Origin of the sequence: Lentzea flaviverrucosa (genome assembly GCF_003350445.1) — a bacterium.
Lineage (GTDB): Bacteria > Actinomycetota > Actinomycetes > Mycobacteriales > Pseudonocardiaceae > Lentzea > Lentzea californiensis.
In genome coordinates, this window is sequence record NZ_QQAU01000019.1 from 58,932 (window position 1) to 85,298 (window position 26,367).

Sequence of the window (26,367 nt, forward strand, 5' to 3'; positions counted from 1 at the left end):
ATCAAAACAGGCGGCACTGACGTTTCCCTGACTAGGGTTCCGGATCATGGAAAACGTCTTCGTGGTGACCGGTGCTTCCCGCGGAATCGGGGCGGCGACCGCCTCCCTGGCCGCCCAGGCGGGGTATCGCGTGGTCAGGGCCTCCCGTTCGGCCGAAGAATCTGTGGGTGATCGCGGCTGGGACGCCCGATGCGACGTTTCTTCCTGGAATTCCGTGCAGGATCTCATGTCGCGCGTGGAGTCCCGCTGGGGCCGGATCGACGTCGTCTTCGCCAACGCGGGCGTTTCGGTGGACACGTCGTTCGTCTCTTCGGCGGGCGCCGAGCCTCGCGAATGGACGGACATGGTCGTCACGAATGTCTGCGGACCGGCCTTCACGGCCCGCGCCGCGATGCCCGCGCTGATCCGCTCCGGCGGCCACCTGGTGATGACCGGCTCCGCGGCCGGCCGAGGCGTCCGCCCCGGCAACCTGTACTCGGCGACGAAGTGGGCCATCACCGGTCTGGCACAGGCGATCCGCGCCGAAGCCGTGGAGACCGGGGTCAGGGTGACGGTCGTGCAGCCGGGCCTCGTCGACACCGACGCCATCCCGGCGTCGCGTGTGGATGACCCGAAGCTGGCACCGGAAGACGTTGGCAGGGCGGTTCTCTACGCCGTGTCCCAGCCATCCACTGTGGACGTGAACGAGATCCTGCTGCGGCCCACCGGCCAGGCAGCGCATCGCTGAGGGGGAAGTTCGTGATCGTGCTCTTCGCGGTAGGCGGCGGCGGTGACCCGGAACGGCACCGTCCGCTCCTGGACCACTTCACCGCCCGCGGCCACCAGGTCATCGCACCGTCGTTCCCGCGCCTGCACCCGCACCAGGCCACCTGGGACGACTACCTGGCCCGTCCGCTCGGCCTGGCGGAGGCCCTGCGCGACGTCGCCCCGGACGCCGAGGTGGCCGTGATCGGCCACTCGATCGGCGCCTGGGCGGGGTTGTGCCTCGCGGGCGCGACCCCGTGGAGCAAGGAGGGCGAGCCCCTCGACGTGCCAAGGGATCCGCGAGTCAGCCGCCTGGTGCTCTACACCCCGCCCGCGGGCTGGTTCGCGGCCCCCGGCGCACTCGACGCGGTGCGGACGCCGATCCTCGCCTACGTCGGCGAACTGGACACCTTCGTGCCGGCCGCGGAGGTCGAGGTCCTGAAGACCGCGCCGGCCGAGGTGGACCTGCGGGTCGTGCCGAAGGCGGGCCACTTCGGCTTCGTGCACGTGCCGCCGCCGGGCATCGAGGACGACCCGGCGTTCGACCGCGACGGCTTCCTGGCCCGGATGGTCGACGAGACCTACGAGTTCGTCACTTCTCGCTGAGCACGTCCGAACACCGCTGCAGGAGTGCGCGCAACTGCGCGCGCTCCTCGTCGGTGAACGCGTCCGCCAGCTTCTGCTCCACCATCACCGCGGCCTTGTCCGCCTCGCGGAACCTCGCCTGCCCCGCCTCGGTCAGCCGGTTCTCCAGGACGTTGCGCTGCCACTGGTTCGACGTGCGTTCCACGAGACCGAGCGCGACCAGGTTCTGCAGGATCGTCGTCATCGTCTGAGGCGTGGTCAGGCACAACCGCGCGAGCGTCGCCGCGGGCGCACCGGGGTGCTCGCTCAGGGCCAGCAACGCCGCGTACTGCGGCACGGTCAGCCCCGCGGGCTTCACGGCCGCCGACTTCGCGGCCACCAGGTCGAGCTCGGTGCGCTTGATGTCTCCGCCGATCCGATCACCGCTGCGCATCCCTCCAGCATAGGACTGTGGTAAGAGTATGGATGAGCATCAGAACTCTGATAATCATCAGTGCTCGTACTGGAGGGAAGCAATGCGCGTCCTGCTCGCCGTCATGGCGGTGCTGGTGCTGTTCACGGGCACGGCCCACGCCACACCGAGGCACATCGAGGCACGCTCACCGTCGCTGCACCCCGAGGGCGTGGCCTGGGACCAGAGCCGCGGCCAGTTCCTCGTCAGCTCGCTGCGCCACGGCACGGTGTCACTGGTCGGCACGAACGGCCGGGTCCGCTCGCTCGTCACCGGAACCCACATGGTGTCCACCTTCGGCCTCCAGGTGGACGGCGGCCGGCTGCTGGTCACCTACGGGGACATCGGCTTCGGCGAACGATCGGTACCCGGCCAGTCCGGCCTCGGCATCTTCGACCTGCGCACCGGCCGCGCGCTGAAGTACGCCGACATCCCCGACGGAGCCAACGACGTCGCCGTCGACCCACGTGGCAACGCCTACGTCACCGGCACGCTGGGCGACACGATCTGGAAGGTCGGCCGCGACGGCACCGTGACACCGTTCGCCCGCGACCCCCGCCTCGGCGGGCCGTCGTTCGGCAACAACGGAATCGTCTGGGACCCCAGGGGATTCCTCGTCACCGGCCACTACACCGACGGCACCCTGCTCAAGGTCACGCAGAACCACGTGGAGGAACTGCCCGCACCGAAACTGCCGGGCGCGGACGGCCTCACCCTCACCCCGCAGGGCCTGGTCGTCGTGACGAACGGCCTGGCCGCGCCGGGCAAGAACGCCGTGACGCTCCTGGACACCCGCACGTGGCAGGTGAAGTCCCAGCGGGACTGGAAGACCGCCCCGACCACGGCCGCCCGCACACCGCACGGCACCTACGTGCTCAGCGGCCGCGTGGACCTGCTGGTGAAGGGGGAGACGACGGACGAGTTCAGCCTCGACCGCTAGCCAGGACCACCCTGCGCCGCTCCCGGTCGATCTCGGTGACGACGACGGAGACCTCGTCGCCGACGGCGAGATCGACATCGGGGACCAGGCCCTCGACGCCGTCGGCGATCTGGACGAAGACGCCGAACGGGACCACCTTGGTCACCGGGCCGTGGAGTTCCTGCCCGTTCGTGGTGATGTCGGCGAACGCCTGGAATGGGTCCGGCTGCAACGCCCTCAGCGACAGCCGGGCCTCCATGTTCCACGTGTCGTACTGCAGGAACTCGCCGGTGATCCGCTCCCCGGTTCGCACGGCCTCGGACAGATCGTCGACGTGGCGCCAGGTGACCTCAGGCCAGGTGACGAACCCGACGCCGGGAAAGACCGGGTGCGCGGGTCCCTTGTCGAGCCGCACGAACACCCCGAAGTTCTCTACCGCCGCGACCGTGCCGGACAGCACTTCGCCGGGTCGCAGCCCGGACAGGAACTCGTGCAGCTCCGGGTGTTCCCGCGCCATCTCCAGCCACCGCTCGTGCGGGGACACCCGTGCCGTCAAGCGCCGCCCAAGAACTCCACCAGCAGCCGGTTCACCTCGTCCGGCCGCTCCAGGTACCCGACGTGCCCGGCACCTGAGACCTCGGCGTACCGAGCACCGGGGATCGCGTCCGCCACCTCGCGCGACAACAGCGGCGGCAGCACGACGTCGTCGGCGAACCCGATCACCAGCGACCGGACCGCGATGTCGCGGTAGGCCGCGAGGCGCGTGTCGTACTCGCCGAGGCCGAGCTGGATGCGTTCGCCCGCGCCGAGCGTGTTGCCGGCGAACTCGTACATCTGCAGCCAGTCGCGGGCGACCACCGGGTCGGCCAGCGTCGTCTGCGACAGGTTCCTGACCACCGACGCCACCGCGTAGAACTGCAGCGGGATCTCGACGCCCTTGTCGTGCAGGTCGCACACCGCCTGCGACCAGGCCTGCGACACCGGTTCGGGCCGGCCGGCGGTCGCCATCATCACCGCCGAGCGCACCAGCGCCGGACGCGTCAGCGCCAGTTCCTGGGTGATGCGGCCGCCCAGGGACGTGCCGATCACGTGCGCCGGGCCGCCCAGGTGCTCGATCACGGCGGCGGTGTCGGCGACCATGTCGTCGAGCGTGAAGCCCTCCGCGCACTCGGACGACGGCCTGATGCCGCGGTTGTCGAAGTACGCGACGCGGTACCCGGCCTTGACCAGCGCGGGTACCTGGTACGAGCGCCAGACCCTGCCGGGACTGCCGGTACCCATCACGAGCACGACGAGATCGCCGGAACCCTCGGTCTGGACGTTCAGCTCGATGCCGTTGAGCGGGACAAGCGCCATTCCGGGGATCTTAGAGACGCTAGAACCTGCACAGGGGCCGAATGAGAGCGGCGTGTGAGGGATAACGCGCGCACAGGTCGTCCGCGTGCCCGAACTCGACGACGTCGTCGGTGTACGGCGGCACCACCACCGTGCCGACCAACGACCAGTCACCGGCCGGAGTGCTGCCTTGCCACACGCCCGCGGGCACGACGACCTGCGGGTTCGACGCGCTCAGCAGCGGTTCGGTCACCGCGCCGTCCGGGTGCAGCAGCAGCATCCGCAACGGCGCCCCGGCGTGGAAGTGGTAGATCTCCAGGTGCTTCAGCACGTGCATGCCGGAGAAGTCCGGGCGGCGCAACAGGTACGCGATCGCGGACGCCTCGGCGGACCGGTGCGTCTGCGCGAAGTACCCGCCCTCGACGGGCAGCTCCTGCATGCCGAGGTCGCTGATCAACTGCTCAGGGGTCACGTCATCTCCGGAAGCGGTGAACCGTGCACGACGACCATGCCCTTGCCGAGCCGTTTCGCCGTGTACATCGCGGCGTCCGCGGCCCCGAGCACGTCGTCGGCGGTGATCATGGGATCGTACGAGAGCCGTTGCGCCACACCGATGCTGGCGTGCACCCGGTGCACCCGGCCGTGCACCTCGTGCGGATGCCCCAGCACCTTCAGCAACCGGTCGCCGATCTCGTCGGCGTCGCCGCCGTCGACCAGCACACCGAACTCGTCACCGCCGAGCCGCGCCACGGTGTCCTCCGGCCGCACGCTGTTCACGAGCCGTGCGGCGACGTTGCGCAGCACCATGTCGCCCTCGGCGTGCCCGTTGTTGTCGTTGACGGCTTTGAAGCCGTCCACGTCGATGAACAGCAGGATCAACGGCATGGAGCGATCACGGTCTGATAGCGCGCGCTCCAGCCGTTCGCGAAAGAGCGACCGGTTCGCGACGCCGGTCAACGGGTCGTGCGTCGCCTCGTGCCGTAGCTGTTCGCGAGAGACGCGGAGCTGGTCCATCAGCCGGACGTTGTCCATCATCGTGAACAGCTGACGCACGATCACGAGACACACGACCAGAAGCCCGACGTAGATCTCGACCGGGTTCAGCCGCCCGCCCGTCGCGGTGTTCCAGCTGACGAACAGCCCGGTGATCGCGAGCGGCAGGTACGGCACGAGCAGGTGCAGCAGGTCGGCCATGCGCATGCGGCCGGGCGTGGGGTCGAGGTTGCGGACCGGGGCCAGCGCGCTCAGCAGGAAGAACGCCGGGCACAGCATGAAACCGATGTCCGCGGTCGCCGGGATCACCGTGTTGCCCTTGGAGATGTAGTACGCGAACACCCAGCCCGACGACGACTGCGCGATACCGGCCAGCGCCACGAAAAGCATCGGCCACTGACGCACGGCCTGATGCGTCCACGACATCACCACGATCGCCACGAGCAACACGAGGTACGCGGCGGGATGTGCGATGACCGTGGCGAACCCGGGGCCTTCGGTGGCCCACGCGCGGGTCAGCGACTCCAGCGCCGACACCCACGTCAGCACGAACAGCGACCCGATCACGATCAGCCCGTCGAGCACGATCACCGTGCGGCTGCGGTAGTTCGGCAGCAGGTCGTCGGAGCGGCGCTTCTGCGCCTTCGCGATCACGGCGGCCAGGCACAGCACCGGCACCATCGTGAAGCCGATCGGCGCGATCGTGGACGACGGCAGTTGCACGCCCATGATCTGCTGGCCCCAGATCCACGCGGACAACCCGACGCTGAGGCTGGTCATCGCCGCCGTCATCCACCGGTCCCGCGACCGCGCGTAGGCGATCAGCGCCGCGACGGCGAAGACGAGCTGCACGACCTTGTCGATTGCGATACCGATATCGCGGGGTGCGGCCAGGGCGGTGAGGATGGCGATCGCCATGAAGACGCCGACGCATCCCGCAACGGCCCAGAACCTCTTCACCCGTCACTCCCGAGATCGAAACCCGACCACCGTAGTAACGGCGGAGCAGGCTTGTCGAACCGTGTCGGTGACTGTCACCTGTAGGTGCACCCGATATGGTTCGAACTGTTGTTCGTTCGGCGATCCGGGGAGCTGTTGTGCGGGTGTTCGGGGTCGACCCCGGTCTGACCAGGTGCGGCTTCGGCGTGGTGGACGGCGGGCCGGGCCGGGTCGTGCGCGCCGTGGCCGTCGATGTGCTGCGCACGCCCGTCGACGCTCCGCTGTCCGTGCGCCTGCACGAGCTGTACGACGGCGTATGCGTGTGGCTGGACCGTTACGAACCACAGGTCGTCGCCATCGAACGAGTCTTCGCGCAGCACAACGTCAGCACCGCGATGGGGGTCGCACAGGCGTCGGGCGTCGTCGCTTTGGCTGCCGCGCAACGAAACCTGCCGGTCGAGTTCCACACGCCGTCCGAGGTGAAGGCCGCCGTCACGGGATCGGGCCGCGCGGACAAGGCCCAGGTGACCGCCATGGTGACCAAGCTGCTCGGCCTGAAGGTCGCGCCGAAGCCGGCCGACGCGGCGGACGCGCTGGCCCTCGCGATCTGCCACCACTGGCGCGCGCCGATGCGCAGCAGGCTGGAGGAGGCGCAGGCCCGTGCCGCCGAGCTCGCCCGCGTGCACAAGGCGAAGCTGGCCGAGGCGGCACGGCGGAGCGGGTCATGACGGCTTCAGTGCGCGCCGGTTCGACCGTGAGTCGTCACGGCACGCCGTCTGGTTCGACCGCGAGCTCGCCCCGGCAGCCCTTCACCAGGGCCTGGCCGAGCTCAGCTTCAGTGCGCGCCGAAATTGTCGGTGCCGGCTGGAAGAATGAAATCAAGGGGTCCCCTTCGCGAGGGGACGCCTGCGTGAGCGTGAAGTCCGGAGGACAAAGGTGATCTCGTCACTGCGCGGCCAGGTGCAGCACGTCGGCCTAGACCACGCCGTCGTCGAGGTGGGCGGCGTCGGGTTCGCCGTCCAGATGACCCCGACCACGCTCGCGACCCTGCGCCGCGGCGAGGAGGCGAGCCTCGCCACCACCCTGATCGTCCGCGAGGACAGCCTCACCCTGTTCGGGTTCGCCGACGCCGAGGCCCGCGAGCTGTTCAGCCTGCTCCAGACCGTCAGCGGCATCGGCCCGCGGATCGCGCTGGCCACCCTCGCCGTGCTCGAACCGGACAAGCTCCGCCACGCGCTCGCCGAGGGCAACATCACCGTGCTCACGCAGGTCCCGGGCATCGGCAAGAAGGGCGCGGAACGCCTCATCATCGAGCTGCGCGACAAGGTCGGTCAGCTGCCCACGCCCACGGCGCCCGCGCACAGCCAGACGCGTGACCACGTCGTCGAGGCGCTCCTCGGCCTCGGCTTCCCGGCCAAGTCCGCGGAGGCCACGGTCGACGGCGTCCTCGCCGCGAACCCCGACCAGTCCACGTCCGCCGTCCTGCGCCGGGCGCTCGCGACCCTGGGGCGCAAGTGACCGAGGACGAGCTCAGCCCGTACGTCGCGCCCGCCGAGCGCGACCTCGAGACCAGCCTGCGCCCGGCCGACCTGCACGAGTTCGTCGGTCAGCAGCGCGTCCGCGAGCAGCTCGAGCTCGTCCTGCACGGTGCGATGCGCCGCGGCACGGCCCCGGACCACGTCCTGCTCAGCGGCCCTCCCGGCCTGGGCAAGACCTCCCTCGCCATGATCATCGCGAAGGAGCTCGGCGCGGCCATCCGCATCACCAGCGGCCCCGCCCTGGAACGCGCCGGCGACCTCGCCGCGATGCTGTCGAACCTGGTCGAGGGCGACGTGCTGTTCATCGACGAGATCCACCGCATGGCCCGCCCCGCCGAGGAGATGCTCTACCTCGCGATGGAGGACTTCCGCGTCGACGTCGTGGTCGGCAAGGGCCCCGGCGCGACCAGCATCCCGCTCGACATCGCGCCGTTCACGCTGGTCGGGGCCACGACGAGGTCCGGTGCGCTGACCGGCCCGCTGCGCGACCGCTTCGGCTTCACCGGCCACATGGAGTTCTACAGCGCCGACGAGCTCGACCTCATCGTGAAGCGCAGCGCGAAGATCCTCGGCGTCGACATCGCCGAGGACGCCGCCATCGAGATCGCCGGCCGGTCCAGGGGCACGCCCCGCATCGCGAACCGGCTGCTGCGCCGCGTCCGCGACTTCGCCGAGGTCAGGGCCGACGGCAGGGTCACCGAGGAGATCGCCAAGCAGGCGCTCGAGGTCTACGACGTCGACCAGCTCGGCCTCGACCGGCTCGACCGCGCGGTGCTGAACGCGCTGGTCAAGACCTTCAACGGAGGCCCGGTCGGCGTCGCCACCCTCGCGGTCGCCGTCGGTGAGGAACCGACCACCGTGGAAGAGGTGTGCGAACCCTATTTGGTGCGGGCTGGCATGCTGGCCCGGACACCGCGCGGCCGAGTGGCGACACCCGCCGCGTGGTACCACCTGGGACTGGAACCGCCCGCCGGTGATCAACTGTGGTGACCTGGCACAATCGGTGAAGGCACCTGGACATATCGGACGTGCGTCGAGGCATGTCCACTTGATCGGAGAATGATGGGCAACCTTTCGTCTTTGATGTTCCCGTTGCTTCTGGTTCTGCTGGCGGTGCCGCTGTTCCTCAGCGCGCGCAAGCAGAAGCGGGCGATGGCCGAGCAGAAGAACCTGCAGGACTCGCTCGCCCCTGGCGACAAGGTGATGACGACCTCAGGCCTGTACGGCACCGTTGCCGACGCGAGCCACGAGACCACCATCGACATCGAGATCTCCGAGGGTGTCGTCACGCGCTGGCTGCGTGCCGCCATCCGCGAGAAGGTCGCCGAGACCGACGAGGCCGTGATCGAGGACAAGACCGATGACGCCGAGGAAGAGGTGCCCGCGACCACCGCACAGGTCGCCGAGCCCCTGGACCACAGCGCCAAGAAGTAACCAGCAGGCTCGTGACACCTGGAGTTGGCAACTGTGAACACCGCCAACTCCAGGTAGTGACGCGCAGCTCACGCGGCGCGCGTTACGCTGCGCGCTCGGAAACCATAGCTACTAGGAGACGGACGGATCGTGGCACCTCCGGCCGGGCAAATTCGCCCTGCGAAATATCTGGCGAGTTTTGTCCTCATCGTGGTCGCGCTCTACGCCCTGGTGTTCTTGACCGGGAACGGTTCGGCCAAACCCAAGCTCGGGATCGACCTCCAGGGTGGCACGCTCGTCACCCTGACAGCTCGGCAGGAAGACGGCGCACAGCCGAGCGAGGAAGCGCTCAACCGGGCACGTGACCTCATCGAGGTCCGCGTGAACGGTCTCGGCGTCTCCGGTGCCGAGGTCGTGCGAGACGGCAACAACCTGGTGATCACGGTCCCGGGCGCGGACAGCGAAGGCGCGAAGGGCCTCGGCCAGACCGCTCGCCTCGCGTTCCGCAAGGTCATCGGCCAGCCGGTCCCGGCGGGCGCCGCGCCGCAGACCCAGACGAGCACTCCGCCGTCCGGTGACGCGAGCACGCCTCCGTCGACGCCGCCGAGCCAGAGCGCCGGCAGCCCGCCGCCGTCGAGTGGTGCCCCGCAGGGTCGTCCCGCGCCGAACCTGGCCGCGCAGCCCTCCAGCGCCCCGCCGTCGAGCAGCACCGCGCCGTCGAGCACCGCGCCGAGCACGCCGTCCGCCCCCTCCAACGTCGACCCGAGGGTCGCGAAGGAGATCCAGGAGGCGAAGGCGCTGCGCCAGTCCACGGACCCGCAGGTCCTGCAGCAGGCCGCGCTCCTGCTCGACTGCTCCAAGGCCGACCCGCTGCGCGGCAACGACGACCTGGACAAGCCTCTCGTCACCTGTGACGAGAAGGGCGAGTTCAAGTACACGCTGGCCCCGGTCAACCCTCCCAAGGAGGACACCCAGACCAAGGCCGACGACTACACGAACTACTCCCGCCTCACCGGTGAGGACATCAGCAACGCCGCCGCGAACAACAACCCGAACGGCACCGGCTACGTCGTCAACCTCGACTTCAAGTCCGAGGGCGGCACGAAGTGGGGCGCGTTCACCGCGGCCAACGTCCAGCAGGCCGTCGCGGTCGTGCTCGACGGCGAGGTCATGTCCGCGCCGACCATCCAGGCGGCCATCGCGGGTGGATCCACCGAGATCAGCGGCAAGTTCACGCTGAAGGAGGCCCAGAACCTCGCGAACACGCTGAAGTACGGCGCGCTGCCGCTGTCCTTCGACGCGTCCGAGGCGCAGACGGTCTCCCCGACGCTCGGCCTGCAGTCGCTCAAGGCGGGTCTCATCGCCGGCGGCATCGGCCTCGCGCTGGTCTTCGTCTACTGCATGTTCTACTACCGCCTGCTCGGCGTCCTGACGATCCTGTCGCTGGTCCTGTCCGCGGTCGTCATCTACGCCGTGCTGGTCCTGCTCGGCCGCGTCATCGGCTTCACGCTCGACCTCGCCGGCATCGCGGGCTTCATCGTCGCCATCGGTATCACAGCCGACTCGTTCATCGTCTTCTTCGAACGACTGAAGGACGAGGTGCGTGAGGGGCGCACGTTCCGTTCGGCCGTGCCACGTGCGTGGGTGCGTTCCCGCCGCACGATCCTCTCCGCCGACGCGGTCAGCTTCATCGCCGCCGCCGTGCTGTACGTCATCGCGGTAGGCCAGGTGAAGGGCTTCGCGTTCACCCTGGGCATGTCGACGGTCCTCGACCTCGTCGTCGTGTTCCTCGTGACGCACCCGCTGGTCGCGATCGCGTCGAAGTCCAAGTTCCTGACCAACTCGAGCCTGTCGGGTCTGGGTGGTGCGGCCCGCGAGGGCGCCGCGCACCGGGCGACCACGACCGGCAAGACCACCGCCGTGAAGGAGGCCTGACGTGAGCAGCGTGTTCTCGCGCCTCTACGTGGGCAACGGCGCATTCGACATCGTCGGCAAGCGCACCCGCTGGTACATCACCTCCGCCATCATCCTGCTGGTCTGCATCGGCTCGATGGTGTTCAACGGCTTCAACTTCGGCATCGACTTCAAGGGCGGCACCAAGATCTCGATGCCGTCGGTGTCGGCCAGCGGCCAGGCCATCTCGACGTCCGCCGTCGAGGACGTCTACGCCAAGGCCCTGCCCGGCAAGAAGCCGAACGCCGTGCAGTCCGTCGGTTCCGGTGCCAGCGCGTCGATCCAGCTCAAGTCGCCCGCCCTGAGCATCGCGGAGGTCGCGACCCTCAAGGCGGCGCTGGCGCAGGACACCCAGCCGCAGGGCGGTGCGGGCGCGATCTCCGACAGCGCCGTCTCCGCCTCCTGGGGCGGTGAGATCAGCGGCAAGGCCCTCTGGGCCCTGTTCTGGTTCTTCGTCGCGGTGACCATCTTCCTGGTGTTCTACTTCGAGTGGCAGATGGCCGTCGGCGCGCTCGTCGCCGTGTTCCACGACGTCATCATCACCGCGGGCGTGTACTCGCTCATCGGCTTCGAGGTGACGCCGGCGACGGTGATCGGTCTGCTCACGATCCTCGGCTTCTCCCTGTACGACACGGTCGTCGTGTTCGACAAGGTCAAGGAGAACACCCGAGGCCTGCTGGGCCTGACCCGCCGCACGTACGCCGAGGCGTCGAACCTGGCGCTGAACCAGACCCTGATGCGCTCGATCAACACGTCGCTGATCGCGTTGCTCCCGGTCATCGGCCTGCTGGTCGTCGGCGTCGGCATCCTGGGCGTCGGCACCCTGCAGGACCTGGCGCTCGTGCAGCTCGTCGGCATGTTCATCGGCGCCCTGTCCTCGATCTTCCTCGCCACCCCGGTGCTGGTGGACCTGAAGATGCGCGACCCGAAGTACATCGCGCAGGCCCGCCGCGTGGCCGCCCGCCGCGCCAAGGCCACGGGCCCGCAGGCCGCCGAGGGCATCGAGTCGGTGGACGACGAAGCCCTGTCCGCCGACCTGCGCAAGGAAGAGGCGTACGCCGCCGCCGCGTCGGTGCCCCACCGCACCGCCAAGGCAGGCGACGCCCGCCGTCGTCCGACCGGAAAGCGTCAGCGTTGAAACTGGATCGTGCTCTGGGACTGATGCGTGAAGTCCCGGACTTCCCCCAGCCGGGGGTCGTCTTCCGGGACTTCACGCCGGTCCTCACCGACCCCGACGCCCTGCGCGCCGTGGTCGACGCTCTTCAGGACAAGATCGACGACAGCACCCAGGTGATCGCCGCCATCGAGTCGCGCGGCTTCCTCCTGGGTGCTGCCCTGGGTTACGGCTGGCGCTACGGCGTCGTGCCGCTGCGCAAGCCGGGCAAGCTCCCGGTCGTCGCAGACTCGGTGTCCTACGCGCTCGAGTACGGCGAGGCCTCGCTGGAGCTCCCCGCGGACGCCATCCAGCCGGGTCAGCGCGTGGTCGTGGTGGACGACGTGCTCGCCACGGGCGGCACCGCCGAAGCCGCGTGCACGCTCGTCGAACGCGCCGGTGGCATCGTCACCGGTGTGTCGGTGGTGCTGGAGATCCAGGCTCTCGGCGGCCGTTCGCGCCTCGCCGGCCGTGACGTGCAGGCACTGATGACCGTGTGACCGCGTTCTGCGGGTGGAGGGGGACAGGGCGGATGCCTCGTCCCCCTTTTTTCGTGCCGGGGTCAGCCCGTGACCGGCACGACGAACCGGTAGGCGACCACGACGGTGATGGCCCACAGGAAGTAGAAGATCGGCAGCCCCAGCAGGATCAGCCGCCAGGCCTTCATGTCACCGTGCCCGACCCGCATCAGAGCGGCCGAGGCACCGAGCCACGGCACCACCCCGAGCATGGCCGCGCGAGCACCCTCGTCGCCGCCGTTGGTGATGAGGTTGAGCAGGACGATCGCGGCGTACCAGATGCCCGCGAACGCCAGGCAGTGCCAGATCGGCCGATGTGAGTGCATGGGCTCAGCTTGTCAGCCTGTGAGGAGCATCCGGAACACGGCGCCCAGCGCGCCCATGAAGCCGCTGACCAGCACCCACACCACGAAGTAGATCGGCAGCGTCACGAAGATGACCACCCACGGCTTGATCCGCACCTTCGACAGGATGAGCCAGGTGACGAACGTGGTGGGCACGAACAGCAACGCGCCCACCAGGAACGCGGCCCCGAGCTGACCCAGGCCTGAACCGGTCCTCACGCTGGCGACGACGTAGACCGTGATGAGCGCGGCGTACCAGATCGAAGCACCCGCCGCGCAGTGTGCGAGAGGCGTGCCGCGCTTGACGACCGGCGCGGACGGTGGCGGAGCAGGAAACATGAGCGGTCCCCCCAGACCTCGTTCACGTCGAGTGAACGATCATGCCACACGTCAGGCGATCGGAGGGGGCGCCACGAAGGCGGCACCGATGCTGACGAACACCAGCGTCACCAGCGACGCCGGGGCCGTCACGACCGCGATCTCCCACAGCTTCGGCGCCTTCGCGCGGCGCAGCACCAGCCAGCTCAGGGTGGTCGCGACCACCCAGCCGACCGACGAGCCGGTGACCGACCGCGGGTCGATGTAGCCGGGGTCGTCGAGGGCGAGGTACGCCATCGTGCCGAGCCACACGAACGTCATGGCGGCGCACCAGATCAGAGTCCTCACGGTCCGATTCTCTCAGGCGTGCGGATTAGTCCTTCCGGCGCGGTGGCTGGCGCGCGGTTTTATGTGGTTTCGCGTTTTTTCGCGTGCGTGTGTTTTGGTGAATGCGTTGCATCTAGAGAGATGTGCACTAACGGCGCCTATAGCCGTATGTCCAGTCTGTTCACTCGAACGTGTGAGTCGTGACGTGCGTTTATGTGGTGATCTTGCGGTACGGTCGAACGCATGAGCGAACCGGAACTCCGCCTTCTTCCCACCGACGAGCTGCTTGCCGCAGTCGTCGGAGACGTGGCGGAAATTCGCGTTCTGGAGAATCGGTTGATGCGGAAGATCGCTGAATTGTCGCGTCGCGAAGCCGCCGTCGAGCTGGGGTACAGGAATGTGGCGCAGGTGCTGCGTCATGCCGTGCGGTGGGACCTGAAGACCGCGCGTCAATGGGTCGCCCGCGCCGAGTTCCTGTCCGGCTCGCTGGTGGAGTTGCCGGTCACCGCCGTCGCGATGGCGGAGGGTGCGCTCTCCGGCGACCACATCTCGGTGGTGGCCGAGGTGATGAGGGAGCTGCCGCCCGAGGCCGAACGGTCCGTGGTCGAGTTCGCCCTGGCGCACGAGCCCAGCGCGGTGCGTGTGTTCGGCAGGGAGCTGGCCTACCGGCTCTTCCAGCGCGACGCGGAGCCGGGCGAACCCTTGGCAGCGGAGCCGCCGGCCAACAGGCTGCGCATGGCGTGGAGGGGCGAGCAGCTGGAGGTGTCGGCGAGGCTCGACAAGATCGCCGGCGCGAAGCTCGAGGCGCTGATCGACCCGCTGGCCAAACCCCGCCCCACCACCCCGGAGGAAGGCCCGGACGCCCGCTCGCGTGCCGAACGCGAGGGCGACGCCTTCGCCGACCTGCTCGACCTGGTGCTGCGCGCCGACCGCCTCCCCGAACACGGCGGCGAGCCGGTCAGCCTCACGCTGACGATGTCGTACGACGCCCTGGTGCGCCGGACGGGCTTGGCGGTGCTCGACAACCGTGTCCGCGTCCCCGCCAGCCTGGTCCGCCGTCTCGCCTGCAACGCGGGCGTGATCCCGGTGGTCCTGGGCGGCCGCTCCGAAGCGATGGACATAGGCCGCAAGGCGAGAACCTTCCCGGCGTCCATCCGGCGCCTGCTGGTGGCCAGAGACCAGGGCTGCGCCTTCCCAGGCTGCGACCGCCCGCCGAAGCACTGCGACGCCCACCACGTCAGACCCTGGTCAGAGGGCGGCGAGACGTCGATGGGCAACGCAGTCCTGCTGTGCCGCCACCACCACACCTTGATCCACCAAAGCGATTGGGAGGTGAAGCTCCACGATGGAACCCCGACCTTCATCCCGCCGGCCTGGCTCGACCCCGCCCGCGTTCCGAGAACCAACACCAGGCTCCACACCGGCCGCCACGTCGCCTAGCGGCGTACCCGTTTTCATCCGAACGAGCTGGTTCGTGGAGGAGGGGCAATGCCTACCGTCGGACGAATGACTGCGATCACCTCCACCGCCTACAGCCGCGACCTTGGCGACGAACTGCGCCGCCTCCGCGAGAAGTTCACCGGCCTGACCGGCCACGCCTTCGCCGAACAACTGGGATGGGACCCGAGCAAGGTCTCCAACATCGAGAAGGGCAAAGCGCGTGCGAGCGAGATCGACCTCGTCCAGTACCTGATGACGTGCGGCCGCGACAGCAACCACTTCGAGGCGTTCCGCGAGCGCTACCGCTACGCCTTCGACCCGTACGTGCTGGTCGTGCCGGACAACCTCCGCACCCTGGCCCTGGCCGAGGCGCAGGCGGTGAAGATCACGAGCTTCGACGGGCTGACCATGCCCGGTCTGGCTCAGACCCCTGAGTACGCGCGGGCACTGCTCACCGAGGGCGGCAACGAGGCGCCGGAGAACATCGAGAAGTACGTTCAGTTGCGCATTGACCGGCAGACGATCATGCGACGTCCGAACCGCCCGAAGTGCACCTTCTACGTGCATGAGCTCGCGCTCAGAATGCGCGTGGGCAACGCCCAGATCATGGAGGAGCAATATCTGCGCCTGCTCTTCGAGACCCACTGTCTTCGCATCGTGCCCATGTCGGCTGGTGTCGCCGTCGCGATGCGGTCAGCGCGGAGGCTGTTCAGCTTCGAGAAGATGTGCCCCCTGGCTTACAGCGAAACGGACCTCGCGAGGGTGTTTGCACACGACGGCAAGGCCATCGCGAGCACCAGGGAGTTCTTCAACTGGCTGGATGCCTTGGCGCTTAGTGAGGGACACTCGAGGAGCATGCTGACGGATTACGTCGGCGGACTCCGAGAGGACCTTCATGATGCTCGACCGGAGCTGGCGTAAGAGCACCTACAGCGGCGACATGGACAGTGGCTCGTGCGTTGAGGTGTCGCTCGCGGGGGACGCTCTCGTGCGTGACTCCAAGGCGGCAGGCGGCGACGTCCTGGCGTTCTCCGTCTACGCCTGGCGGGCGTTCGTGGTGAGCGTCGCCTGATCGGCCCAGCGGTAGTTTGCGCGGCGTTCACCGTGTGAGCTGTGCCGCTCAGCGCGCCACCGGAAGTTTCCGCATCGTAAACGCGTTATCCTCGGTACTCGCGAGACCCGAGGAGCGTGGGGTTGAGTCAAGACACCGAACCCGCTGCGACGGTTGTTCAACCGTCGGCGACCCGGCGTGTGCGCGCCCGCCTTGCGCGGCGTATCACCGCCCAACGTGCGGCCCCGGTGAAGCAGGTCCTCGAACCTCTCGCCGCCGTGCACCGTGACCTCCATCCCAAGGCCGATCTGGCGCTTCTGCAGCACGCGTACGACGTTGCCGAGGAGAAGCACCGCCCGCAGCGCCGCAAGTCCGGCGACCCGTACATCACGCATCCGCTCGCCGTGGCGACCATCCTCGCCGAGCTGGGCATGGACACCACGACGCTGGTGGCAGCGCTGCTGCACGACACCGTGGAAGACACCGACTACTCGCTCAACCAGCTCAAGGAGGACTTCGGCGAAGAAGTCGCCCGGCTGGTCGACGGGGTCACGAAGCTCGACAAGGTCAAGCTGGGGGCAGCGGCCGAGGCCGAGACCATTCGCAAGATGGTCATCGCGATGGCGAAGGACCCGAGGGTCCTGGTCATCAAGCTCGCCGACCGGCTGCACAACATGCGCACCATGCGGTTCCTGCCGCCGGAGAAGCAGGCCCGCAAGGCCCGTGAAACGCTCGAGGTGCTCGCGCCGCTCGCCCACCGGCTGGGCATGGCGACGGTCAAGTGGGAGCTGGAGGACCTCGCGTTCGCGATCCTGCAGCCGAAGAAGTACGACGAGATCGTGCGCCTTGTCGCGAAGCGCGCGCCCAGTCGCGACACGTACCTGAGGTCCGTCGTCTCCGAGCTGAACACCCAGCTGGAGAGCGCGCGGATCGTCGCGAAGGTCGAGGGCAGGCCGAAGCACTACTACTCGATCAACCAGAAGATGATCGTCCGCGGCCGGGACTTCGACGACATCCACGACCTCGTGGGCGTCCGGATCCTCGTGGACGAGGTGCGTGACTGCTACGCCGCGATGGGCGTCGTGCACGCCGCCTGGCAGCCCATGCCCGGGCGGTTCAAGGACTACATCGCGCAGCCCCGGTTCGGCGTGTACCAGTCGCTGCACACGACCGTCATCGGTCCCGACGGCAAGCCCCTCGAGGTGCAGATCCGCACCTCGGAGATGCACCAGCGGGCCGAGTACGGCATCGCGGCGCACTGGCGCTACAAGGAGACCAAGGGCACGCACAACGGCAAGTCCGTCGAGATCGACGAGATGGCGTGGATGCGCCAGCTCCTCGACTGGCAGCGGGAAGCCGCGGACCCCGGTGAGTTCCTGGAAGGGCTGCGCTGGGACCTCGCCGCGCGCGAGATCTTCGTGTTCACCCCCAAGGGTGACGTCGAGACGTTGCCTACGGGCTCCACGCCGGTCGACTTCGCCTACTCGGTGCACACCGAGGTCGGTCACCGCTGCATCGGCGCCCGTGTGAACGGTCGTCTCGTCGCTCTGGAGCGCAAGCTCGAGAACGGTGAGGTCGTCGAGATCTTCACCTCCAAGGCGGAGGGCGCGGGTCCGTCCCGCGACTGGCTGAGCTTCGTGGCGTCCCCGCGCGCCAAGGCGAAGATCAAGCAGTGGTTCGCCAAGGAGCGCAAGGAAGAGGCGATCGAGCAGGGCAAGGACGCGATCACCAAGGAGGTCCGGCGTGTCGGGCTTCCGATCCAGCGCCTGGTCAGCGTCGACTCGATGCAGGCTCTTGCGAAGGAACTGCACTACCCGGACATGAGCGCGCTGTACGCGGCGGTCGGCGAGGGGCACACCTCGGCCCGCCACGTCGTGCAACGGCTCGTGGCGCAGCTCGGCGGTGTCGACCACGCCGAGGACGAGCTGGCCGATCGCGCCACGCCGTCCACGGTCACCCGGCGCCGCCCCACCGGCGACGCGGGCGTGATCGTCAAGGACGCGGGCGACGTGTGGGTCAAGCTCGCCCGCTGCTGCACCCCGGTGCCGGGCGACGACATCCTCGGCTTCGTCACGCGGGGCGGTGGCGTCTCGGTGCACCGCACCGACTGCACGAACGCCGAGGAGCTGCTGAAGTCGCCGGAACGGCTCCTCGACGTCGAGTGGGCGCCGTCGTCCTCCAGCGTCTTCCTGGTCGCCATCCAGGTGGAGGCGCTCGACCGGCACCGGCTGCTCTCGGACGTCACGAAGGTGCTGGCCGACGAGCGCGTGAACATCCTGTCGGCGTCGGTGACGACGTCACGCGACAGGGTGGCCGTCAGCCGGTTCTCGTTCGAGATGGGCGACCCGAAGCACCTCGGCCACGTTCTGAAGGCCGTGCGCGGCATTGAGGGCGTCTACGACGTGTACCGCGTGACGTCAGCGTCGTAACTGGGGCAAGTCGCACGAAAGGGCCCCCGGAGCGAGTTGCTCCGGGGGCCCTTTCACGTGCGGGTGGCGACTAGTTCGCGACCAGTGCCGACTTGATGTCGACCGGGGTCTTCGGCTTGCCGTCGCCCTGGCCGGGCTGCTGGGAGATCGTGCCGGTCTTCGCGACCTCGTCGACCTTCTTCAGCGACTCCTCGTCGACCGTGCCGAAGATGTTGTACTTCGCCTGCAGGTTCGAGGCGTCGCCGTAGACGATGAAGAACTGCGAGCCGTTGGTGTCCGGGCCCGAGTTCGCCATGGCGAGGACGCCGCGGCCGTAGGTGAGCTCCGGGTAGACCTCGTCCTTGAACGAGTAGCCGGGGCCGCCCATGCCGTTGCCGCCGGGGTCGCCGCACTGCAGGACCTGGATGCCGGTCACCGTGAGGCGGTGGCACGTGGTGTTGTCGAAGTACTTCTGCTTCGCCAGCTCCACGAAGTTGTGGACGGTGCACGGCGCGAGCGAGCGGTCCAGGTTCAGCTTCAGGTCGCCGATCGAGGTGCCGAGCGTGACGCCGACGGTGCCGGTGGTGGGCTGCTCGCCGTTCGCGGGCGGCGTGTTCTCCTTGGCCGCCGGCTCCTGGCCCTTCGTGTATTCACAATTCACCTTCTCCGGAAGCGCGGCAGGGCGCTTCGGGATCTGGTGCATCGCGGTGGGGATGTTCTCCGCCTTGTCCACCGACTCCTGGGTGGGAGTCTCCGACGCGGCGGCATCACCATTTCCGAAGACGTCGTTAGTCGCGAGGAACCACACGCCACCTCCGACGAGCGCAACAACGACGACCGTCGAGACGACGGCGATGATGCGACGCTTCTTGGCCCGCTCGTGGCGGTAGACCATCTGACGCTCAAGCTTGCGCTTGGCTGCCGCGCGTCGCTGCTCGTTGGTGGGCACGTGCTCCCTCCCCAGGGACTCATGCGAATAGGGCGGTCGGCTCGGGAGTCTAGGGCCTGGGCATATGAGCTTTGTGTGGTGGTTAGGCTGTCGTTGAACAGGGAGGTCATTTTCGTGCTCGTGATCGGGTTCCCGACTGGTGCGCTCCAGGCGAACTGCTTCGTCCTGGCGGCCGGTGAGGGCGAGCCCTGCGTGATCATCGACCCCGGTCAGGACGCGGTCGAACCGATCGAACAGGCCCTGCGCCAGCACCGTCTCGCGCCTGTCGCCGTGCTGCTCACGCACGGGCACTTCGACCACACGTTCTCCGTCACCCCCGTCTGCGACGGCAACGACATCCCCGCGTACATCCACCCGGATGACGTAGCGATGCTCGCCGACCCGTTGAAGGGCATCAGCCGCGAGTCCGCCGCGTTCTTCGGGGGCAACCTGGAGATGCGGGAGCCGTCCGAGGTCCGCGAGCTGGCCGACGGCGCCGCGCTCGACCTCGCCGGGCTGCAGCTCACCGTCGACCACACGCCGGGCCATACCGGCGGGTCGGTGATGTTCCGGTCCGGTGTGCAGGAAGGCGGTCGCCTGGTGATCTCGGGTGACACGCTCTTCGCCGGTTCCATCGGACGCACCGACCTGCCCGGCGGTGACCACTCGCGAATGCTGTCGTCCCTGCAGAGCAAGGTCATGACCTTGCCCGACGACACAGTGGTGCTGCCCGGCCACGGCCCGACGACGACCATAGGCCGCGAACGTGCGACGAACCCGTACCTGCTCCAGCTGCAGGACGCCGTTCGGACGGACGACGCGCCGGCCGCCCCGCACCGAGGACTTTGAGAGACGTGTTTTCCGCACCCAAAGGCGTTCCCGACTACATCCCGCCGACGTCCGCCGCGTTCGCGCACGTCCGGTCGACGCTGACCCGTGCCGCCGAGCTCGCGGGCTACGGCTACATCGAGCTGCCGGTCTTCGAGGACACGGCGTTGTTCTCGCGCGGTGTCGGCGAGTCGACCGACGTCGTGACGAAGGAGATGTACACCTTCCTCGACCGCGGTGACCGCTCCATCACCCTGCGCCCCGAGGGCACCGCGGGCGTGATGCGGGCCGTGATCGAGCACAGCCTCGACCGCGGCTCGTTGCCGGCGAAGCTCTACTACGCGGGCCAGTTCTTCCGCGCCGAGGCGCCGCAGGCCGGCCGGTACCGGCAGTTCCACCAGGTCGGCATCGAGGCGATCGGCATCGACGACCCGGCCCTGGACGCCGAGGTCATCGCCGTCGGCGACGCGGGGTTCCGCGCGATCGGCCTGACCGGCTACCGCCTGGAGCTCACGTCGCTGGGCGACGCGAACTGCCGTCCCGCGTACCGCGAGCTGCTGCAGGCGTTCCTCGCGAAGCTGCCGCTGGACGAGGCGACGCAGAAGCGTGCCGAGCTGAACCCGCTGCGCGTGCTGGACGACAAGCGCCCCGAGGTGCGCGCGCTCGTCGCCGAGGCGCCGCTGATGGTGGACCACCTGTGCGACGCGTGCCGTGCGCACTACGAGCTCGTCAAGGGGTACTTGACCGAGCTGGGCGTGAAGTTCGTCGAGAATCCGCGCATGGTCCGCGGTCTCGACTACTACACGAAGACGACGTTCGAGTTCGTCCACGACGGTCTCGGTGCCCAGTCGGGCATCGGCGGCGGCGGTCGCTACGACGGCCTGATGGCGCAGCTCGGCGGTCAGGAGCTCTCCGGTGTCGGCTTCGGCCTCGGCGTCGACCGGGCGCTGCTCGCGGCGCAGGCCGAGGGCGTGCTGCCGGAGTTCAGCCGGGTCGACGTGATCGGCGTGCCGCTGGGCGAGGCCGCGCGGGCCCGCCTGGTCGCGATCGCCGGTGAGCTGCGTGCCGCGGGCGTCCGGACCGACCTGGTCTACGGCGGCCGTTCGATGAAGGCGGGCTTCAAGGCCGCCGACAAGTCGGGCGCGAAGCTGGCGCTGGTGCTCGGTGAGCGCGACCTGGAGGCCGGCAACATCGGCGTGAAGACCCTCGCGACCGGCGAGCAGGTCACGGTGCCGCTGGCGGACGTGGTCGAAGAGGTGCGCGGTGCGCTGAAGGCGGCCGCACTCGTGGCCGCGGTGCCGGGTGGTGTCGAGGGCATGGCGTCGGACGCCGGAGCGGTCGTGGCCGAGGCGGTGCGTGAGACCCCGTGAGCGACGACAAGCTCGTTCTCGACCTGCTCGACAAGGCGACGGTCCGCAAGCGTGCGCGCATGGTGGCGATCGGCGGCATCATGGTCGCCCTCGCCTTCGGCGCGATCGTGGGTCTGATCGGTGGCCGCTGGCCCGGTGTCATCGCCGGGGCGATCGTGTCGGTGCCGGTGATCCTGCTGGCTATGTCCGAGGCGCGCCGCACGGTGTGGCTGCAGGGCACGACCGTGTACGTGCGGGCGTTCGGCACGCGCAAGGTCGACCTGGCGGTGGCGGACGGCCTGGACCTGCTGGTCACGGACCTGCGTGGCGCCCGGACCGTCGGCCTGTTCGTGCGCGGCGGCAAGAAGGCGATCAACATCGCCCTGTCGATGTACGCGGGCACGGGCGGCCGCGAGCTGGGCGTCTACCAGCTCCGCCGGCTCGCTGACGCGCTGGCCGCACGCGGGGACACGCCCGGTCTGGTGTTCTCGGAGCTGCTCGTGGCCCAGCTGCGGTCCGAGGCGCGCGGGATGGCGGCGGCGGAACGGCCGCTGTACCGGCTCGGCTCACTGGCTCCGGCCGGGCGGATGGCGCAGAAGCTCCATCCGGACGCCGTCTCGAAGTTCGTCACGTCGCTCGACTGAAGCGGCTCAGGTGCCCCAGAGGCCTGAGGGCGGGGCGGGGGAGAGGGTCGCGGTCGCGTCGGTGGTGACCGGCGCGCCACCGATGAACTTCGTCAGCCCCGTCCCGTGCTCGACCCGGCCAGGGAACGGGTCCCCGGCCGTCGCGCGGGTCAGCTGCTGCATCGGCAGGCCGTTGTGCGAGGCCATGATCACGAAGTTGCCGAAGCGCCTGCCGCGGAACACTCCCGGCTCGGCCATCACGCAGACGTGTTCGAACACCGAGCGCACGGTCGCGCACTGGGCGCGGGCGAACTGCAGGCCGTTGCCGTCGCCGATGTTCGCCGCGTAGATGCCGTCGCCGGCGAGCGCGGCCGAAGCCTGCTCCACGAACTCGACCGACGTCAGGTGCGCGGGCGTGCGGGCCCCGGCGAAGCAGTCGGTGATGATCAGGTCGAACGAGCCGGGCCGCGCCTTGACGAGCACGGCGCGGGCGTCGCCCGTGGTGATCTTCACCCGCGGGGGTGGCGGGAGTTCGCGGCGGATGAACGCGATCAGGCCCGCGTCGATCTCGGCCACCTGCTGAGACGCCCGAGGCAGTAGATCGGCCACGTAGCGCGCTAGCGTGAGAGCGCCACCACCCAGGTGGAGCACACGCGAAGGCGCGGTGAGGTCGACGATGTGACCCAGCCGGCGGACGTACTCGAACTCCAGGTAGGTCGGGTCGTCGAGGTCCACATGCGACTGTGGGGTTCCGTTGACCCGCAACGTCCAGGAGTTCCGTCCACCGAGATCGGGGACCAGTTCGGCGACACCGGAGTCGATCGACTCGGTGATCGCCTCTGTGTCGGGCCGCTGTCTTCCCACTGCTCTATTGTCTCATCGCGTGTGTCAGCTCTGAGGAGGAACCCAAGTGCAGGTCATCGCAGGCGTTCTGCTCGCCCTCGTGGCGTTGATCCACCTCTACATCGTGGTGCTGGAGATGTTCCTCTGGACGACGCCGCGCGGCCAGAAGGCGTTCGGCCTCACGCCCGAGTTCGCGCAGGAGTCGAAGGCCCTCGCGGCGAACCAGGGTCTCTACAACGGGTTCCTCGCCGCCGGTCTCATCTACGCGCTGATCCGCCAGGACTTCGGCGCGTCCGTGCTGTTCACGGTCTTCGTGATCGTCGCCGGCATCTACGGCACGTTCACGGCGAGCCGGAAGATCTTCTTCGTGCAGGTGGTGCCGGGCGTGCTGGCGCTGCTCTTCGTGCTCTTGGCTCACTAGGACGTTCCCACGGCCCCTTGTCGGGGTCGTAGCCGGTGAAGAGGTCGCCCTCGATGCGCGCGGGCCGTGGCTTTTCGGGTTTCACGGGCTTCGCGGCACGCTTCACGGTCTTCGGTTCGGGCTCAGGCTCGGGTTCGGGGGCCTGCTGTGACATGGGCTGGGCGATGGGGGCGACCTCTTGGCGTACCGCGATCAGGGCGGCCAGCGCGGTGGTCACCGGGATCGCCGCCACCAGGCCGATGCTGCCCACGAGCGTGCGGACGATCTCCTGCGCGATCTGCTGCGACGTCAGGATCTCGCCCATCGACCGCCCGGCCAGCGAGATCGCCAGCAGCAACGGCAGCGCGGCGCCCGCGTAGGCCATCACGAGCGTGTTCACGACGGACGACATGTGGTCGCGCCCGATCCGCGAGCCCGCCGCGAAGAGCTCGCGCCAGGTCAGCTCGTCGTTGGCCCGGCGAAGCTCCCACACCGCACTGGTCTGCGTGACCGTCACGTCGTCCAGCACGCCCAGCGCGCCGATCAGCGTGCCGGCGAGCAGCAGCCCGCGGGTGTCGATGTCGGTGCCGAGCAGTGTGACGAGGTTCGTCGTGTCCTCGTCGAGGCCGGTCAGCCTCGACGCGGCCGAGAACAACGCGCCCAGCACGCCGATCAGCGCGAGGCTGACCAGTGTTCCGAGCACCGCTGTCGACGTGCGCGCCGAGATGCCGTGCGTCAGGTACAGCACCATGAACATGATCAGCCCGGCGCCGACCACCGCGACCATCAACGGGTTCTCGCCCGCGAGGATCGACGGCATCACGAACAGCACCAGCACCACGAAGCTCAGCAGCAACGCGCCCAGGGCGGCGAGTCCCTGCCATCGGCCGAGCAGCAGCACGGCGGCTGCGAACAGCAGCGCCAGCACGGCGAGCGACCAGCCGCGCTGGAAGTCGACGATCTGGTACGACTCGGCGGCCTGCGGCTGACTGCCCGCGTAGGACAGCACCACCTCGTCACCGATCTGGAAGCTCGGCGCTCCGGGGCCCTTCACGCTCGGGATCGTGATGCTCTGCCCGCTCGCGGCGCCGTCTTCCATCTGCACGGTCACCGCGACGCACTTCTCACCGCAGTTCTGGGCCAGGCCCGTGACGACGGCCTCGACCGGCGTCTGGTGCAGGCCGATCTCCGCGCCGGTCTTCTGCTCGTGCCCGAACGGGTACAGCAGCGCCGCGCCGACGATGGTGGCCAGCGCCAACGGCACCAGCAGCCACATCAGCAACGTGCGCACGCGCTGCGATGCGGGTTCCTCGTTCAGCGCGTGGCTATGCCCGTGACCGTGACCCACGCGCGACATCCTGCCCCATGAGATATTCGACCGCGGTTATGGCCGTCGCGAACCTGTTTTCTGTGAGCTTCAGCCACGGCACGCCGCGCTGGGCGAGCTCGCGTTCGAACAGGCCCGTCATCCACTCCCGCAGGTGTTCGCCGTCACGCCAGCCGTCCTGTTCGAACGGAACGCCGACGTGGTCGGTCAGCAGGTAGAGGTCCGGTTCGGAGCCGAGGGGGAGGGTCGGCCGGAAACCGAGGTAGCGCTCGCCCCAGACGGTCGCGGCGAACGCGTCGTTGTCCGCGACGACCAGCGGTGCGGTCTCGGCCTGGATGCGGCGTTCCTGCTCGTGCGCAACGTCTTCGAAGTCGCCCAGGGTCCACACCAGACCGTCCACGGTGGCTGATGGGTCGAACGCGCGTGCCGCCGTGAGCTTGTGCTCGGTGTGCTCGCGGCCGTACTCGGGGATCCACGGCGCTCCGAAGTGGGCGGCCAGCTGTTTCGAGAGCGTGGTCGTGCCGGTGCTCTCGGCGCCGACGACCACGACCTTCCAGCCGAGGCCGCGCTGGGTCGCGGGCGCGAGGTGGTGCCAGTTCGCGAGGGGATCGGTGCGCATCGCCGTGCCGGAGACCTGGTGCGTCAGGCGGTCGATGTCGACGAGCACGTGCCGCGCGCCGAGCCGCTCGGCCAGTTCGTCGCCGTACTTCTCGCTGGAGAACACGACGTCGACGGGTGCCGCGCCCGGTTCGCCGTCCGCGATCGCACGCCGGGCCAGCACCGCGCGGGTCAGTGCGACGTGCAGGTTCCAGATCTCGTCGGAGTCGAAGTCCATCGGGTGGTCGTCGAGGTCGCCGATGATGCGGACGCCGGGCGTGTCGCGGTGGGTCTCGGTCAGCCAGCGCACGCGGTGTTCGAGCGGGATGGTCTCGTGCGAGGCCGCCAGCACCGTGACGGTCGTGCGTTCGCTGCGCGCGGCCGCCGTCTCGATGAGGTGGTGGTGCCCGTTGTGCGGTGGGTAGAACTTGCCGAGCACGAGTGCGTGGCCGAACTCCTTCACGCGGGCACCTCCTTCTTGATGTCCTTCGTCCAGTTGCGCAACCCCAGCACGCACAACACCATGAACCCCACGTACAACACAGCCGTCAGATAGAGCTCTTTGTACGCGTAGAGCGGCACGTAGATCACGTCCGCGGCGATCCACAACCACCAGCACTCGACCTTCTTGCGCGCCTGGCCCCACGTCGCGAGCAGCGACAGCACCGTCGTGATGGCGTCCCAGAACGGCACGGTCGACTCGGTGAACGTCACCAGGACCCAGTGCAGCAGACCGGTTCCGAGCACACCGGCGACCGCGAGCCAGACCCATTGCGGCGTCGTGGTGCGGCTGACGTGCAACGCGCTGTGCTGCACGCCGCCACGCACCCACGCCCACCAGCCGTAGAGCGCGAGTGCCATGTAGACGATCTGCAGGCCGGAGTCGGCGTAGAGGCCGCTGCCCCAGAACAGCACGAGGAACGCGATGTTGTTGGCGATCCCGATGGGCCAGTTCCAGGGGTTCTGGCGGGCGACCAGCCACACGCACAGTGCGCCGGTGACGAAGCCTGCTACCTCAATGGGTGACACGTGCACTCCTTGAC

Annotated in this window: 30 protein-coding genes and 1 pseudogene; 18 read left to right on the forward strand and 13 right to left on the reverse strand. The window is 68.8% G+C overall.

Features of this window, described 5'->3' with window-relative positions; all coding sequences use genetic code 11:
* The first annotated feature begins 43 nt into the window (after positions 1–43).
* Positions 44–727 (forward strand): SDR family oxidoreductase, encoded by a 684-nt coding sequence (locus tag DFR72_RS40415; RefSeq protein ID WP_090072419.1) that lies wholly within the window; start codon positions 44–46, stop codon positions 725–727.
* An 11-nt stretch (positions 728–738) separates the two neighbouring features.
* Positions 739–1,350 carry an alpha/beta hydrolase gene (locus DFR72_RS40420; protein WP_090072422.1) on the forward strand — a complete coding sequence of 204 codons (612 nt, stop codon included), beginning with the start codon at positions 739–741 and terminating at the stop codon, positions 1,348–1,350.
* On the opposite strand, the gene DFR72_RS40425 is transcribed toward DFR72_RS40420, so the two are convergent.
* Positions 1,337–1,762, reverse strand: a complete 426-nt coding sequence (locus tag DFR72_RS40425) for a MarR family winged helix-turn-helix transcriptional regulator (RefSeq protein ID WP_090072424.1) — start codon at positions 1,760–1,762, stop codon at positions 1,337–1,339. The two genes, DFR72_RS40420 and DFR72_RS40425, sit on opposite strands and share 14 nt — an antisense overlap.
* 82 nt (positions 1,763–1,844) lie before the next feature.
* Here DFR72_RS40425 and DFR72_RS40430 point away from each other — a divergent pair, with 82 nt between their 5' ends.
* Positions 1,845–2,720 carry a hypothetical protein gene (locus tag DFR72_RS40430; RefSeq protein ID WP_090072426.1) on the forward strand — a complete coding sequence of 292 codons (876 nt, stop codon included), beginning with the start codon at positions 1,845–1,847 and terminating at the stop codon, positions 2,718–2,720.
* Here DFR72_RS40430 and DFR72_RS40435 read toward each other — a convergent pair.
* From DFR72_RS40435 to DFR72_RS40450, 4 genes are read right to left on the reverse strand one after another with little or no spacing between them, the layout of a single operon-like run.
* Complete coding sequence (locus tag DFR72_RS40435; protein WP_211335717.1) at positions 2,704–3,255, reverse strand: S1 RNA-binding domain-containing protein; 552 nt, start codon at positions 3,253–3,255, stop codon at positions 2,704–2,706. The two genes, DFR72_RS40430 and DFR72_RS40435, sit on opposite strands and share 17 nt — an antisense overlap.
* Complete coding sequence (locus DFR72_RS40440; RefSeq protein ID WP_090072428.1) at positions 3,252–4,055, reverse strand: alpha/beta fold hydrolase; 804 nt, start codon at positions 4,053–4,055, stop codon at positions 3,252–3,254. The genes DFR72_RS40435 and DFR72_RS40440 overlap by 4 nt, the downstream gene beginning before the upstream one ends.
* A gap of 19 nt (positions 4,056–4,074) precedes the next feature.
* A complete protein-coding gene (locus DFR72_RS40445) occupies positions 4,075–4,506 on the reverse strand; it encodes a cupin domain-containing protein (protein WP_090072430.1) in 432 nt (143 codons plus the stop codon).
* Positions 4,503–5,987, reverse strand: a complete 1,485-nt coding sequence (locus tag DFR72_RS40450; protein ID WP_245983862.1) for a GGDEF domain-containing protein — start codon at positions 5,985–5,987, stop codon at positions 4,503–4,505. The genes DFR72_RS40445 and DFR72_RS40450 overlap by 4 nt, the downstream gene beginning before the upstream one ends.
* Before the next feature lie 137 nt (positions 5,988–6,124).
* Between DFR72_RS40450 and ruvC the strand changes: the two genes are divergently transcribed.
* From ruvC to DFR72_RS40485, 7 genes are all read left to right on the forward strand, one after another.
* A complete protein-coding gene (gene ruvC / locus DFR72_RS40455) occupies positions 6,125–6,694 on the forward strand; it encodes a crossover junction endodeoxyribonuclease RuvC (RefSeq protein WP_170176625.1) in 570 nt (189 codons plus the stop codon).
* Between the two features lie 208 nt (positions 6,695–6,902).
* Positions 6,903–7,484 carry a Holliday junction branch migration protein RuvA gene (gene ruvA / locus DFR72_RS40460; RefSeq protein ID WP_090072434.1) on the forward strand — a complete coding sequence of 194 codons (582 nt, stop codon included), beginning with the start codon at positions 6,903–6,905 and terminating at the stop codon, positions 7,482–7,484.
* Entirely contained in the window at positions 7,481–8,494 is a 1,014-nt protein-coding gene (ruvB, locus tag DFR72_RS40465; protein ID WP_090072436.1) for a Holliday junction branch migration DNA helicase RuvB, read from the forward strand. Before ruvA ends, ruvB begins: the two co-directional genes overlap by 4 nt.
* A gap of 93 nt (positions 8,495–8,587) precedes the next feature.
* Positions 8,588–8,938 carry a preprotein translocase subunit YajC gene (gene yajC, locus DFR72_RS40470; protein ID WP_090072438.1) on the forward strand — a complete coding sequence of 117 codons (351 nt, stop codon included), beginning with the start codon at positions 8,588–8,590 and terminating at the stop codon, positions 8,936–8,938.
* A gap of 129 nt (positions 8,939–9,067) precedes the next feature.
* Positions 9,068–10,852, forward strand: coding sequence for a protein translocase subunit SecD (gene secD / locus DFR72_RS40475; protein ID WP_090072440.1), 1,785 nt, complete (start codon positions 9,068–9,070; stop codon positions 10,850–10,852).
* Between the two features lies 1 nt (position 10,853).
* Positions 10,854–12,008, forward strand: coding sequence for a protein translocase subunit SecF (gene secF, locus DFR72_RS40480; RefSeq protein ID WP_090072442.1), 1,155 nt, complete (start codon positions 10,854–10,856; stop codon positions 12,006–12,008).
* Positions 12,009–12,031: 23 nt separating this feature from the next.
* Positions 12,032–12,523, forward strand: a complete 492-nt coding sequence (locus tag DFR72_RS40485) for an adenine phosphoribosyltransferase (RefSeq protein WP_090072444.1) — start codon at positions 12,032–12,034, stop codon at positions 12,521–12,523.
* Between the two features lie 62 nt (positions 12,524–12,585).
* On the opposite strand, the gene DFR72_RS40490 is transcribed toward DFR72_RS40485, so the two are convergent.
* Genes DFR72_RS40490 through DFR72_RS40500 form a run of 3 tightly spaced genes read right to left on the reverse strand, consistent with a single transcriptional unit; the run spans position 12,586 to position 13,551 of the window.
* Positions 12,586–12,867: a hypothetical protein gene (locus DFR72_RS40490; RefSeq protein ID WP_090072446.1), complete on the reverse strand. Its 282-nt coding sequence runs from the start codon at positions 12,865–12,867 to the stop codon at positions 12,586–12,588.
* A 12-nt stretch (positions 12,868–12,879) separates the two neighbouring features.
* Entirely contained in the window at positions 12,880–13,224 is a 345-nt protein-coding gene (locus DFR72_RS40495) for a hypothetical protein (protein ID WP_090072448.1), read from the reverse strand.
* A gap of 51 nt (positions 13,225–13,275) precedes the next feature.
* A complete protein-coding gene (locus DFR72_RS40500) occupies positions 13,276–13,551 on the reverse strand; it encodes a hypothetical protein (RefSeq protein WP_143086982.1) in 276 nt (91 codons plus the stop codon).
* A 222-nt stretch (positions 13,552–13,773) separates the two neighbouring features.
* Here DFR72_RS40500 and DFR72_RS40505 point away from each other — a divergent pair, with 222 nt between their 5' ends.
* The 4 genes from DFR72_RS40505 (at position 13,774) to DFR72_RS40520 (ending at position 18,450) form a co-directional block, all read left to right on the forward strand.
* Positions 13,774–14,970: an HNH endonuclease signature motif containing protein gene (locus DFR72_RS40505; RefSeq protein WP_090072452.1), complete on the forward strand. Its 1,197-nt coding sequence runs from the start codon at positions 13,774–13,776 to the stop codon at positions 14,968–14,970.
* Between the two features lie 66 nt (positions 14,971–15,036).
* Entirely contained in the window at positions 15,037–15,891 is an 855-nt protein-coding gene (locus DFR72_RS40510; protein ID WP_170176628.1) for a helix-turn-helix domain-containing protein, read from the forward strand.
* Positions 15,869–16,042, forward strand: coding sequence for a DUF397 domain-containing protein (locus DFR72_RS40515; protein WP_090072456.1), 174 nt, complete (start codon positions 15,869–15,871; stop codon positions 16,040–16,042). The genes DFR72_RS40510 and DFR72_RS40515 overlap by 23 nt, the downstream gene beginning before the upstream one ends.
* 122 nt (positions 16,043–16,164) lie before the next feature.
* Entirely contained in the window at positions 16,165–18,450 is a 2,286-nt protein-coding gene (locus DFR72_RS40520; protein WP_425459942.1) for a RelA/SpoT family protein, read from the forward strand.
* Positions 18,451–18,520: 70 nt separating this feature from the next.
* Here DFR72_RS40520 and DFR72_RS40525 read toward each other — a convergent pair whose 3' ends face one another.
* Positions 18,521–19,378 (reverse strand): peptidylprolyl isomerase, encoded by an 858-nt coding sequence (locus DFR72_RS40525; RefSeq protein WP_090072460.1) that lies wholly within the window; start codon positions 19,376–19,378, stop codon positions 18,521–18,523.
* A gap of 114 nt (positions 19,379–19,492) precedes the next feature.
* Between DFR72_RS40525 and DFR72_RS40530 the strand changes: the two genes are divergently transcribed.
* From DFR72_RS40530 to DFR72_RS40540, 3 genes and pseudogenes are all read left to right on the forward strand, one after another.
* Positions 19,493–20,206 (forward strand): MBL fold metallo-hydrolase, encoded by a 714-nt coding sequence (locus DFR72_RS40530; protein ID WP_090072704.1) that lies wholly within the window; start codon positions 19,493–19,495, stop codon positions 20,204–20,206.
* Positions 20,207–20,211: 5 nt separating this feature from the next.
* Positions 20,212–21,459, forward strand: a pseudogene (gene hisS, locus DFR72_RS40535) (histidine--tRNA ligase); the annotation flags it as partial.
* 92 nt (positions 21,460–21,551) lie between these two features.
* Positions 21,552–22,178 carry a hypothetical protein gene (locus tag DFR72_RS40540; protein WP_090072464.1) on the forward strand — a complete coding sequence of 209 codons (627 nt, stop codon included), beginning with the start codon at positions 21,552–21,554 and terminating at the stop codon, positions 22,176–22,178.
* 6 nt (positions 22,179–22,184) lie between these two features.
* Here DFR72_RS40540 and DFR72_RS40545 read toward each other — a convergent pair whose 3' ends face one another.
* Positions 22,185–23,021 (reverse strand): spermidine synthase, encoded by an 837-nt coding sequence (locus DFR72_RS40545; protein WP_090072466.1) that lies wholly within the window; start codon positions 23,019–23,021, stop codon positions 22,185–22,187.
* A 46-nt stretch (positions 23,022–23,067) separates the two neighbouring features.
* On the opposite strand from DFR72_RS40545, the gene DFR72_RS40550 reads away from it, so the two are divergent.
* Entirely contained in the window at positions 23,068–23,421 is a 354-nt protein-coding gene (locus tag DFR72_RS40550; RefSeq protein ID WP_090072468.1) for a DUF1304 domain-containing protein, read from the forward strand.
* Here the strand turns inward: DFR72_RS40550 and DFR72_RS40555 are convergent.
* The 3 genes from DFR72_RS40555 to pnuC are packed head-to-tail and all read right to left on the reverse strand — an operon-like array spanning position 23,342 to position 26,353.
* On the reverse strand, positions 23,342–24,748 hold the full coding sequence (locus DFR72_RS40555) for a YibE/F family protein (RefSeq protein WP_342768720.1): 1,407 nt from the start codon (positions 24,746–24,748) through the stop codon (positions 23,342–23,344). The genes DFR72_RS40550 and DFR72_RS40555 overlap by 80 nt on opposite strands.
* Positions 24,726–25,787: an AAA family ATPase gene (locus DFR72_RS40560; protein ID WP_090072472.1), complete on the reverse strand. Its 1,062-nt coding sequence runs from the start codon at positions 25,785–25,787 to the stop codon at positions 24,726–24,728. The genes DFR72_RS40555 and DFR72_RS40560 overlap by 23 nt, the downstream gene beginning before the upstream one ends.
* Positions 25,784–26,353: a nicotinamide riboside transporter PnuC gene (pnuC, locus tag DFR72_RS40565; protein ID WP_245983863.1), complete on the reverse strand. Its 570-nt coding sequence runs from the start codon at positions 26,351–26,353 to the stop codon at positions 25,784–25,786. Before pnuC ends, DFR72_RS40560 begins: the two co-directional genes overlap by 4 nt.
* Positions 26,354–26,367 lie beyond the last annotated feature (14 nt).